General features: G+C 41.1%; 9 protein-coding genes. 1 reads left to right on the top strand and 8 read right to left on the bottom strand.

Features of this window, described 5'->3' with window-relative positions; genetic code table 11:
- Positions 1-30: 30 nt before the first annotated feature.
- The 8 genes from ispF to rlmD form a co-directional block, all read right to left on the bottom strand.
- A complete protein-coding gene (gene ispF, locus OC457_RS02565; protein ID WP_080175381.1) occupies positions 31-504 on the bottom strand; it encodes a 2-C-methyl-D-erythritol 2,4-cyclodiphosphate synthase in 474 nt (157 codons plus the stop codon).
- Positions 504-1214 carry a 2-C-methyl-D-erythritol 4-phosphate cytidylyltransferase gene (gene ispD, locus OC457_RS02560; protein WP_210436094.1) on the bottom strand — a complete coding sequence of 237 codons (711 nt, stop codon included), beginning with the start codon at positions 1212-1214 and terminating at the stop codon, positions 504-506. The genes ispF and ispD overlap by 1 nt, the downstream gene beginning before the upstream one ends.
- A 33-nt stretch (positions 1215-1247) precedes the next feature.
- Complete coding sequence (gene ftsB / locus OC457_RS02555) at positions 1248-1526, bottom strand: cell division protein FtsB (RefSeq protein WP_080175382.1); 279 nt, start codon at positions 1524-1526, stop codon at positions 1248-1250.
- A gap of 306 nt (positions 1527-1832) precedes the next feature.
- A complete protein-coding gene (gene eno, locus OC457_RS02550; protein WP_080158207.1) occupies positions 1833-3137 on the bottom strand; it encodes a phosphopyruvate hydratase in 1305 nt (434 codons plus the stop codon).
- Between the two features lie 80 nt (positions 3138-3217).
- Positions 3218-4858 (bottom strand): CTP synthase, encoded by a 1641-nt coding sequence (locus tag OC457_RS02545; RefSeq protein WP_080175383.1) that lies wholly within the window; start codon positions 4856-4858, stop codon positions 3218-3220.
- A gap of 222 nt (positions 4859-5080) precedes the next feature.
- Complete coding sequence (gene mazG, locus OC457_RS02540) at positions 5081-5890, bottom strand: nucleoside triphosphate pyrophosphohydrolase (RefSeq protein WP_080175384.1); 810 nt, start codon at positions 5888-5890, stop codon at positions 5081-5083.
- 71 nt (positions 5891-5961) lie between these two features.
- Entirely contained in the window at positions 5962-8199 is a 2238-nt protein-coding gene (gene relA, locus OC457_RS02535; RefSeq protein ID WP_080175385.1) for a GTP diphosphokinase, read from the bottom strand.
- Positions 8200-8247: 48 nt separating this feature from the next.
- Positions 8248-9588 (bottom strand): 23S rRNA (uracil(1939)-C(5))-methyltransferase RlmD, encoded by a 1341-nt coding sequence (rlmD, locus tag OC457_RS02530; protein WP_080175386.1) that lies wholly within the window; start codon positions 9586-9588, stop codon positions 8248-8250.
- 120 nt (positions 9589-9708) lie between these two features.
- Here rlmD and barA point away from each other — a divergent pair, with 120 nt between their 5' ends.
- Positions 9709-12495 (top strand): two-component sensor histidine kinase BarA, encoded by a 2787-nt coding sequence (barA, locus tag OC457_RS02525; protein WP_080175387.1) that lies wholly within the window; start codon positions 9709-9711, stop codon positions 12493-12495.
- Positions 12496-12584: the final 89 nt, after the last annotated feature.

The raw sequence follows: 12584 nt of genomic DNA, 5'->3' as shown, positions 1-12584 counted from the left end.
GCTGAGATGTTATTTGTCGACATAATGTCATTATACCTTTTTAATTAAAACAACGGCTTCACAAGCAATACCTTCTTTACGTCCAGTAAAACCTAACCGTTCAGATGTGGTTGCTTTAACATTAATATTGGCGATATCTGTTTCCAGATCGTCAGCAATGGCTTGACACATCGCCGTGATGTGAGGCGCCATTTTGGGAGCTTGGGCAATAATAGTGACATCCAGATTACCAAGACAATAACCCATTGTCTTAACCTTGTTATAGACATCACGTAATAAAAATCGACTATCTACACCGGCCCATTCAGCATCAGTATCAGGGAAATGACGCCCAATATCACCCGCACCAATTGCTCCTAACAACGCATCACAAACAGCATGCAGAGCAACATCACCATCAGAGTGTGCAATTAAACCTTGTTCATAAGGAACAGCGACGCCACCAATAATAACCGGACCCGCACCACCAAATTTATGCACATCAAACCCATGACCAATACGCATTAATGTTGTTCCTTTAATAAAAGTTGAAGATAAAACTCAGCCAAGGCTAAATCTTCTGGCTGTGTCACCTTGAGATTATCGCTGCGCCCTGCGACGAGTTGTGGTGTGTAACCACAAAATTCGAGTGCCGATGCTTCGTCGGTAATTGTCGCACCTTGCGCTAATGCTGATGTTAATGCTTCACGTAGCTGCCCAACTCGAAACATTTGTGGTGTTAACGCATGCCATAAATTATCTCGATCGACAGTATGAGTGATCTGAGGTTGCGCTGATTTATTATGACTACGTTTCATGGTGTCACGTACAGGCGAAGCTAAAATTGCCCCGCAATCACTATTCACCGCTGCGATTATTAGTGCTTGTAAATCAGTTAACCTAACACACGGTCGAGCAGCATCATGCACTAATACCCACGCATTGTTATTATCAATCGCTGCTAACCCTGCAAATACGGAATCAGCTCGTTCAGCACCACCATCGACCACAGTGATCCGTGAATCAGTTGCTAATGGTAACTGCGGAAAATAAGGATCATCGGCACTAACTGCAATTATTACTCGTGTGATTTCAGGCAAACTCAATAGCCGATCAACGGTATGCTCTAAAATCGTTTTACCTGCAATATGGAGATATTGCTTTGGACGATCAGCAGCCATTCGGCTACCCACCCCTGCCGCAGGCACTACGGCAATAAATTCTTCAGCGATCATTAGCTCTATTACTCACCACAAAAAGCGCTACGGTTAGTTATTATCATCTAGCACTCGAACAAAAGTTTCACCCGGTTTAATTAAACCTAAATCATTACGCGCACGCTCTTCTACAGCTTCTTTACCGCCATGAAGATCTTTAATTTCTGCGTACATTTGTTGATTTCGCTGTTGTAATTCAGTATTAGCGGCCTGCTGTAAAGCAACGCTTTCTTTTACTGCGGTATATTCATTCATACCGTTTTTACCGTCCCAAAAATCGTACTGCAGCCAAGCTAAAATCACTAGCAGGATAATGATAAACAGACGCATGATTCCCCTTCAAAATGAGTGTAGATGTCAATATCAACAATATACATTCCAATCAATCGTTAACGACGAATCATTGGAATGTATGTTGCGAAAGCGTAATAATCCCATAATCAGCTTATTGTGACCACCATTATGGCCATAGAGTTAATACAGTGCTAGTTGAGTGTCAATTTTGCTGTTAAATCAAACAAAAACTATTTTTTAGTCATATGTGTAGCACCATTACTTTTTACCAAAAAAAACCGCCTCCTAAGAGACGGTTTGATTTAGGCACATTGAGCAAGCTCAATGATAAGCTTAAAAGAATTAAGCTTGACCTTTAACTTCTTTAAGACCGTTGAAAGCAGCACGTTCACCTAGTGCTTCTTCGATACGGATAAGTTGGTTGTACTTAGCAACACGGTCAGAACGGCTCATAGAACCAGTTTTGATTTGACCTGCAGCTGTACCTACCGCTAGATCTGCGATAGTTGCGTCTTCTGTCTCGCCTGAACGGTGAGAGATAACAGCAGTGTAACCAGCATCTTTAGCCATCTTGATTGCAGCTAAAGTTTCAGTTAGAGAACCGATTTGGTTAAGCTTGATTAGGATTGAGTTAGTGATGCCTTTCTCAATACCTTCAGCGAAAATCTTAGTGTTTGTAACGAATAGATCGTCACCTACTAGTTGAATCTTGTCACCTAGTAGTTCAGTTTGGTGCTTGAAGCCAGCCCAATCTGATTCGTCTAGACCATCTTCGATAGAAACGATAGCTGGGAACTTCTCAGTAAGATCTTTCAGGAAGTAGTTAAACTCTTCTGAAGTGAATTGCTTACCTTCACCTTTAAGGTCGTAGATGCCTTGTTCTTTGTTGTAGAACTCAGAAGCAGCACAGTCCATAGCTAGAGTAATATCTGTACCTAGCTCGTAACCTGCAGCTTCAACAGCTTCTTGAATTGCTTTAAGAGCAGCTTCGTTTGACTCAAGGTTTGGCGCGAAACCACCTTCATCACCAACAGCTGTGCTCATGCCCTTAGACTTAAGAACTTTAGCTAGGCTGTGGAATACTTCAGAACCCATACGTACAGCTTCACGAAGTGTTTTAGCACCTACAGGCTGAATCATGAACTCTTGAATATCAACAGTGTTATCTGCGTGCTCACCACCATTGATGATGTTCATCATAGGTAGAGGCATAGAGAACTGACCTGCAGTACCGTTTAGCTCAGCAATGTGCTCATATAAAGGCATGCCTTTAGATGCAGCAGCTGCTTTTGCGTTCGCTAGAGAAACAGCTAGGATTGCGTTAGCACCAAAGTTAGATTTGTTTTCAGTACCATCAAGGTCGATCATTAGTTGGTCGATTGCAGCTTGATCAGTCGCGTCTTTACCCATTAGTACTTCAGCGATAGGACCGTTTGCAGCAGCAACAGCTTTAAGAACACCTTTACCTAGGAAACGAGATTTATCGCCATCACGAAGCTCAAGAGCTTCACGAGAACCCGTAGAAGCACCAGACGGTGCAGCAGCCATACCAACGAAACCACCTTCTAGGTGAACTTCAGCTTCAATTGTTGGGTTGCCACGTGAGTCAATGATTTCACGAGCTAGAACTTTAACGATCTTAGACATTGTGTTTCCTCTGCTTTATCTTCAAATTAAAAGCTAAATAAAATAGCTGCAGCGATAACTGCTACAGCTATCAGTAATCCTTACTTATCAGATTCACCGCGGTGATAAATACCCGCAGCTTTAACAAAACCTTCAAATAATGGGTGACCATCACGAGGTGTTGATGTGAATTCTGGGTGGAACTGTGCAGCAACGAACCAAGGGTGATTCGGAATTTCAATAATTTCAACTAGCTTCTTGTCAGCAGACAGACCTGATACTTTCAGACCCGCTTTCTGTAACTTAGGTAGCAAGTTGTTATTTACTTCGTAACGGTGACGGTGACGCTCATGGATTGACGCTTGTGCATACAATTCACGTGCTTTTGAACCATCTTGAAGATGACATAACTGAGAACCAAGGCGCATGGTGCCACCTAGATCAGACTTTTCAGTACGCTCTTCTACATTACCTTCGCTATCAACCCACTCAGTGATTAAGCCAACCACTGGGTGCTTAGTTTCAGCGTTAAATTCTGTTGAGTGTGCATCCGCCATGTTTGCTACATTACGTGCAAATTCAATTAATGCGACTTGCATACCTAAACAAATACCTAAATAAGGGATTTTGTTTTCACGCGCATATTGAGCAGTCAGAATTTTACCTTCAATACCACGGTGACCAAAGCCGCCAGGTACTAAGATTGCATCAAGACCTGCAAGTACATCAGTACCTTTAGACTCAACATCTTGAGAATCAATATATTTAATGTGTACTGCTATACGATTTTTTAAACCCGCGTGTTTAAGCGCTTCGTTAACTGATTTGTATGCATCAGGCAGTTCAATATACTTACCAACCAGACCAATTGTTACTTCAGTTGTCGGGTTAGCTTCTTCATAAATAACTTGTTCCCACTCCGATAAATCAGCTTCTGGTGCAGTAATACCAAAACGCTTACATACTAAGTCATCAAGACCTTGTGCCTTAATAAGCTGTGGGATTTTGTAGATTGAATCTACGTCTTTCATTGAGATAACCGCTTTTTCTTGCACATTACAGAACAACGCAATTTTTGCGCGCTCGTTAGCAGGAATAACACGATCACTACGGCAAACCAAAATATCAGGTTGAATACCGATAGAAAGTAATTCTTTTACTGAGTGTTGCGTTGGCTTAGTTTTTACTTCACCAGCAGCAGCAAGGTAAGGAACTAGCGTCAAGTGCATAAACATGGTGTTTTCACGGCCTTGTTGAACTGCTAACTGACGAATAGCTTCCATAAATGGTAGTGATTCAATATCACCAACTGTACCGCCGACTTCAACAATCGCGATATCATGACCCGCAGCACCAGCAATCACACGATCTTTAATTTCGTTTGTGATATGTGGAATAACCTGAATCGTTGCACCTAGGTAATCACCACGACGCTCTTTGCGTAATACGTCTGCGTACACACGACCAGCTGTAAAGTTATTACGCTTTGTCATTTTAGTACGAATGAAACGCTCGTAGTGACCTAAGTCAAGATCAGTCTCTGCACCGTCTTCCGTAACGAATACTTCACCGTGCTGAGTAGGGCTCATTGTGCCTGGATCAACGTTAATGTAAGGGTCTAATTTCATCATGGTCACATTAAGACCACGTGCTTCTAGAATAGCTGCCAAAGATGCTGCAGCAATGCCTTTACCTAGAGAGGATACTACTCCGCCCGTAACAAAAATATAATTCGTTGTCATGTTAAACCTGGAAGATTGGTGTAGAGGATAAAGTGTATCTGGACGGGAAATTAGTATACCAGACACCATTTATCGCCACAACGTGAAAACTATCACACACCCATAAGATTTTTTTTGTCTCAAATCAAGGAAGTGATATGTGCGCTATTTTCACCCCTTTTCGCTACTTTTCGCTGTAAAGTTACTATACTTTTATAGCATAAAAATCCCTAATGGGAATAATTATTTTTTGCGTTCATGTTGTTTAACGCGATCCCACTCACGATCTAGCTCAGTTAGTGAACATTGACCGAATGACTTACCTTGTTCTAGCACATTTTTTTCAACTTGGCGAAAACGTCGCTCAAATTTTTTATTTGCCTGTTGTAATGCATGTTCAGGTTTGACATCAAGATGGCGACTTAGATTCACCACTGAAAATAACAGATCACCCATTTCTTCAGCTATTTTAGCTTGCTGTTGAGGCGTCTGAATAACCTCATCCATTACTTCATCTAACTCTTCTTTCACTTTATCAACAACTGGGCCTAACGTGTCCCAATCAAAGCCTTGGCTTGCACAGCGTTGTTGAATTTTATTGGCTCGAGTAAGCGCTGGTAATGCTAAAGGAATATTAGCAAGTAAACTGGTATCTTGTGCCTTATCAGCACGCTCTTTGGCTTTTTCTGCTTCCCAATTTTGCTTAATCGCTGCTTCATCAGCTAATGTAACGTCACCAAAAACATGTGGATGGCGACGCGTTAATTTCTCACTAATCCCCGCCACCACATCATCAAAATCAAACAAGCCTTGTTCTGTCGCTAATTGACTATAAAACACCACTTGAAATAATAAATCACCCAGTTCTTCTTTTACATCAATCCAATTTTTTTGTTCAATCGCATCAGCAACTTCATAGGCTTCTTCAATGGTATAAGGAACAATCGAATCAAAATCTTGTTTAAGATCCCACGGACATCCCGTTTGTGGATCTCGCAACTGCGCCATAATGGTTAATAGATGGTTGATATCAAGGGTGGTTTTATTGGTCATTATTATCTCCTTAAATAAAAAAATAGGTAGCCGAAGCTACCTATTGTTGTATTCGATATTATCTATCATAACTAACTGTATAAACGTTTAGCTTGTGCAACATCTTTTACTTGTTCAATGCGTTTTAGCACTCGGCCTAATACATCAAGATCGGTTAACTCAAGTTCAAAATCCATGATCGACATTTGTTTTTTATAATCAACCCGACTCTTCATGCCCGCAACTTTAACTTTCTCGTTCATCAACGTATTGGTGAGTTCTTTTAACAAACCATTACGCTCTGACGCAGTAACACGAACAGTAATGGTATAGTTACCAATAAATCCGCTCCCCCAAACCGTATCAATAATACGTTCAGGTGCATGATGACGCAGCTCTTCTAGCTGTTCACAATCATGACGGTGCACCGAAATACCACGCCCTTGAGTAACAAAGCCTTGAATATCATCACCAGGGATAGGCTGACAACAACGTGCTAAGTGGGTCATTAAGTTATCAACCCCTTCAACCACAACCGAATCACGACGCGGTTTCTTCGTCGTATGAGAAGCTTTATCACTTGCTTCTGACAACTTATCAAGTAATTGCTGATCTTCTTCTTCTGCTGTTGGTTTGTTAATTAGCGCATTAATGTGGTTGATTATTTGGTTTATCCGCAAATCACCACTACCAATTCCCGCATATAACTCTTCTGGTGAATTAACATTAAAGCGTTTACTGGCATAAGAGTGCGCATCTTTTAAGGTTGCGTGGATCTTACTCAGTTCCGCTTCAAGAATTTCTTTACCTGCAATAATATTTTTATCGCGATCTTGCTTACGGAACCAAGCATGCACCTTGGCACGGGCACGACTAGATGTTACAAAACCTTGATTTGGATTTAACCAATCACGAGAAGGATTCGGCTCTTTTTGGGTAATAATTTCAACCTGATCCCCCATTTGCAAATGGTAAGTAAAGGGTACAATTCGACCTTCTACTTTTGCTCCAATACAACGATGCCCGACTTCTGAGTGAATATGATAAGCAAAGTCTAATGGGGTTGCATTTGATGGTAAATCAACCACATCACCTTTAGGCGTAAACGCATAAACACGATCATCAAATACTTGGCTACGAAGCTCATCAAGCATCTCACCAGAATCCGACATTTCTTCCTGCCATACCAGTAACTTGCGTAACCAATTGATTTTTTCATCATACGCAGACTGAGCGCCACTAGAAGCTGCAGGACCTTCCTTATATTTCCAGTGCGCAGCAACACCTAGCTCTGACTCTTCATGCATTTGCTTGGTACGGATCTGAATTTCAATGGTCTTACCTTCAGGACCCAGTACTACGGTATGAATCGATTGATAACCATTTGGTTTAGGATTAGCGACATAATCATCAAATTCTTTGGGTAAATGACGATATTTAGTATGTACCACCCCTAATGCAGCGTAACAATCTTGCAGCTCTTCAGCCACAATTCGTACCGCCCGCACATCAAAAAGCTCATCAAACTCTAAGCTTTTCTTCTGCATTTTGCGCCAAATACTGTAAATATGCTTAGGGCGTCCTTGCACTTCAGCACGAATATTTGAAGCTTGCATCGCATCTGATAAATCATCAACAAAATGCGTAATGTAGCCTTCACGATCAATGCGACGCTCTGAAAGCTGTTTCGCTATTTGCTTATAGATCTCGGGATGTTGATAACGGAAAGCATAATCTTCAATTTCCCATTTTAACTGCCCAATACCCAATCGGTTTGCCAATGGTGCATAAATATTGGCACACTCTTGGGCGGCGATGCGGCGTACAGCATCTGGCTCATTTTTAACTTCACGTAAATTACAAATACGTTCAGCCAATTTGATGACCACGCAGCGAAAATCATCAACCATCGATAATAACATTCGACGAATGCTATCAACTTGGGCTGATTGAGCGGCTTCTTCTGCGGTCGATTTAAGCTGACTGATCGCATACATTTGCTCAACACCTTCTACTAAATGCAGAATAGTGCCGTTGTAATCTTCTTTTACTTGCTCATGGCTATAACAACCCGCTTCAACTAATGGATATAGCATTGCCGATATTAATGTATCGGCGTCCATGCTTAACGTCACCAGAATCTCGACCATTTCACGCCCGCGCCATAACAGCAACGTACCGTTTTCTTGATCAACAACCAGTTCCTGACAACGTAGATAAGCTCCTTCTAAACGTCCAAACGTTTTTGCATCCAAACGTAAACTTTCGACCCATGAGGCTAACTCAAATATCGTGTTTTCTTTTAGATGTGCTCCACGTACTGCGACCATGTCTCTGTCCTGTTTTCTATTTAATGGCAATAGCAGTCATTGCTATAACTATTTTTTCTGCTTTTTCTGAACCTTTACAAATAATGCCATAGATTCTAAATGTCCTGTATGTGGGAACATATCCAACATACCAAGACGCTCTAACTGATAACCTTTTTGCAGTAATACTTGGCTATCACGAGCCAATGTGGCTGGATTACATGACACATAAACGACTTTATTCGGTGCTAGCTTAACCACATGATCCATCACTCCAGCGGCACCAGCACGTGCAGGATCTAATAAAATCTTATCAAATTGCTCTTGTGCCCACACTAATTTAGTCACGTCTTGCTCTAAATCAGCCTGATAGAAAGTGGCATTATATTGCGCATTTGCTTGAGCATTGTCTGTAGCACGTAAAACCATATCGTCAATGCCTTCAACCCCAACAACCGCTTTTGCGCGCTGGGCTAATGGCAAACTAAAGTTCCCCAAACCACAGAATAAATCTAACACCCTATCTTGAGGCTGAACATCAAGCCATTCGATTGCTTGTGCGACCATTTTAATGTTTACGTCACCATTTACTTGAATAAAGTCTTTTGGTGAAAATCTCAATTTAAGACCATCAATGCCATAATAAGGTTGGTCACCATGACGCTGAATTAGTTCATCGGTTTCTGGTGCTAAAAACAACATTACATTGTGTTGGATAGCGAACGCATCAATCAGTGCACTATCATCGGCATTAAAAGGCGCAAGATGACGAATAAGAACCACACAACCATTGTCGGCATGGGTTAATTCAATATGCCCAATAAATCGACGTCCTTTTAAACTGTTTAATAGTTCACGTAATGGCGGTAACAGATCATTCAATGGCTGGGCCAATACTGGACACACGCTAACATCAACAATGTCATTACTTTGCTTTTTACGAAAACCAAACTGTAACTGTCCATTATTTTCAACTCGAACCGCAAAACGAGCGCAACGACGGTAATGCAGTGATTCACTGATGATCGGAGGTTGTTGAACGCAATCAGCTTGATCAATAACAGCAAACTTTGTCATCAATTCACTCAGTACTTGCTGTTTAGCAGCCACTTGACCTTGATGCGATAAATGCTGCAAATTACAGCCGCCACACTGGTCATAGATCGCACAATGAGGTTTAATACGGGCACTGCTGTCTGAAAGGCGTTTAATCACTTTAGCACGAGCGTAATTTTTTTTATCTTCCGTTAACTGCACCACCGCAGTTTCAGTCGGAAGTAAACCATCAACAAAGACAGATTTACCTTGTAGATGACCGATACCGGCACCGAGGTGATCTAAACGGCTAATCGTAATTTCTTTATGTTTGGTGTCAGTTGTACGTTTTTGAGGCTTAAAAAAGCGTGCCATAGTGTTTTGCTCACTGTTCAGACATTGAGTATTTGTTGCATAGCCCTAGTTTATTTACACTAGGAATATAGATGGGTGCTAATTCTCCCACAGAATCGCTTGCTTGTAATTAAGAGAACCATGACCAAATATGGACTTCGTGCCAGGGTCTTTACCCTGACATTAGCACCAACACTGATAATCGGCCTGTTATTAAGCGCTTTTTTTACCATGAGCCGCTATCAAGATCTCGAACATCAATTGATTTCGACAGGAACGAGTATCATCGAGCCGTTAGCAATTTCGGCCGAATATGGTATGACCGAAAAAAATCGAGAGGCTATTCGGCGTCTGATTGGCTACACCCATCGCAAACATTCCGATATTATTCGAAGCATTGCTGTTTTTACGGAGCATAATAAAATTTTTGCGACCTCTAATTTTCACCGTAATTTTGCTGCTTTTATGTATCCAGACAACAAGCCAATCCCGCGCTTACTTGATATTCAGCTTAATGATAATACTCTCATTCTACGCACCCCCATTTTAACTGAAGGCCAATTTGGTACGAATACAAGTACTAGCGTATTAGGTAAACCATTAGGTTATATTGCAATTGAACTCGATTTAAGCTCATTGCGATTACAACAATATCAAGAAGTATTCACCGCCTTAATGGTATTGTTACTTGGCTTAAGCTTATCATCGCTATTTGCTTACCGACTAATGCAAGATGTCACCCGCCCAATCTCACATATGATCAGTGTGGTTGATAGAATTCGGCGCGGACATCTTGATATTCGAATCGAAGGTCAACTTCTTGGTGAACTCGATACTCTTAAAAACGGTATTAATGCAATGGCAATCTCACTGTCGGAATACCATATTGAAATGCAACAAAGCATTGATCAGGCAACGTCAGATTTACGTGAAACTCTTGAGCAACTTGAAATTCAAAACGTTGAGTTAGATATTGCCAAAAAACGGGCTCAAGAGGCTGCGCGGGTTAAATCTGAATTCTTAGCCAACATGTCACACGAATTGCGGACACCGCTTAATGGTGTGATTGGCTTTACCCGTCAAATGCTTAAAACCAAACTCAATACCAACCAGCAAGATTATCTACTGACGATTGAGAATTCAGCCAATAATCTACTGACAATCATTAATGATATTTTAGACTTTTCAAAATTAGAAGCGGGTAAATTATTACTAGAAAATATTCCGTTTGATTTTTCTGATGCCCTTGATGATGTTATGCGTTTACTTGCGCCAAGTGCACATGAAAAAGGCTTAGAATTAACCCTTAAAATTGACACACGCATTCCGCCAGGCTTAATTGGTGATCCTCTGCGTATTCAACAAGTCGTCACCAACTTAATTGGTAATGCGGTTAAGTTTACCGAAACAGGCAATATTGATGTTTCTGTCGAACTCAAATCTGAGCATGATAATAATATTGAATTACAGTTTATGGTGCGTGATACCGGCATTGGCATATCAGAACGTCAACAAGCACAGCTCTTCCAAGCCTTTAGCCAAGCCGATGCCAGTATATCACGCCGTTATGGTGGTACGGGGTTAGGCTTAGTGATCACTCAGAAACTGGTCAGCCAAATGGGAGGACAAGTCAGTTTAACCAGTCGTCTCCATCAAGGTTCTACCTTCTGGTTTAGCATTCGTATGCATAAAACTGATTTACCCGTATCGCACCAGATAGATACCTCATCACTGATCGGTAAAAAATTACTGTTAATTGAACCTAACATGCAAGCTGCATCTGTCGTACAGCAACGGTTAATTAATGCAGGAGTGCATGTTACTTATCGCTCAACCATGCCTGATGATATTGAACATCATGATTTTGCTTTATTATGTTTATCACCTCACCAGCAACCACCGACCGCAGTCTTATTTAATCATGTATTTAAAGCTGAACAGATTGCCGATAAGGTCTTAGTTTGTCTACCAACAACCGAACTCGCACTCTCTGAAAAACTCACTAATACTGGGGTTGAGATCTGTCTTGGAAAACCTATTGCATCTCGTAAATTATTTGAAGCGTTATGTGATAATTATGATGATAAAAAAGAGCCAGAATTACCGGTGTTAGCGCCACCACCAGAACCAATCCAACCATTAACAGTAATGGCCGTTGATGATAATCCAGCAAACTTAAAATTAATTTCAGCATTACTGGGTGAGCGGGTTGAAACCGTTATTACTGCCACTGGTGGTAAAAAAGCGGTTGAGTACGCACATCAAAAAGCATTTGATTTGATTTTTATGGATATCCAAATGCCTGAAATGGATGGTGTTACTGCTTGCCAAGAAATACACAAAACGGATCTTAATCATCAGACGCCAATTATTGCTGTTACCGCACACGCGATGGCAGGAGAGCGTGAACGATTAATTGATGCTGGAATGGATGATTACCTCACCAAACCGATTGAAGAGCATATCCTTCAACAAATTCTAGCAAAATGGATCACCCCAACCGATCATCATGGTACCGGATTGATACCTCAGCCAATAACAACAACTGAAGTGCTACAATCACAACAACATGGGCGACCAACCATTGATAATAGTATTAGTTTTGATTGGTCTTTAGCTCTTAAACAAGCGGCTGGAAAAGAAGATTTAGCCCGTGATATGTTACAAATGTTGTTAGATTACATGCCAGAAGTGGAGTTATTAGTTAATGAAGCACTGGATGGTAAACAAGTTGAATTATGGCCTTCGATCCATAAATTACATGGCAGTTGTGCTTATAGTGGCGTTCCACGTCTAAAATATCTCTGTCATACCATTGAAACAGAACTCAAAGCGAATACGCCAATGATTGATATAGAGCCTGAATTATTAGAACTCATTGATGAAATGGACAATGTTGTTAAAGCGTCAAAACAATATCGTCATTAATTGCGCAGTCTTTGATAAGCAGCCTTTGATAAGCAGCCTTTGATAAGCAGCCTTTGATAAAAAATACAGAAAAAAAACGCTAGCCTTAC

Origin of the sequence: Photobacterium toruni (genome assembly GCF_024529955.1) — a bacterium.
Classification (GTDB): Bacteria; Pseudomonadota; Gammaproteobacteria; order Enterobacterales; family Vibrionaceae; genus Photobacterium; species Photobacterium toruni.
This window is presented reverse-complemented; position numbering and strand designations above follow the sequence as displayed.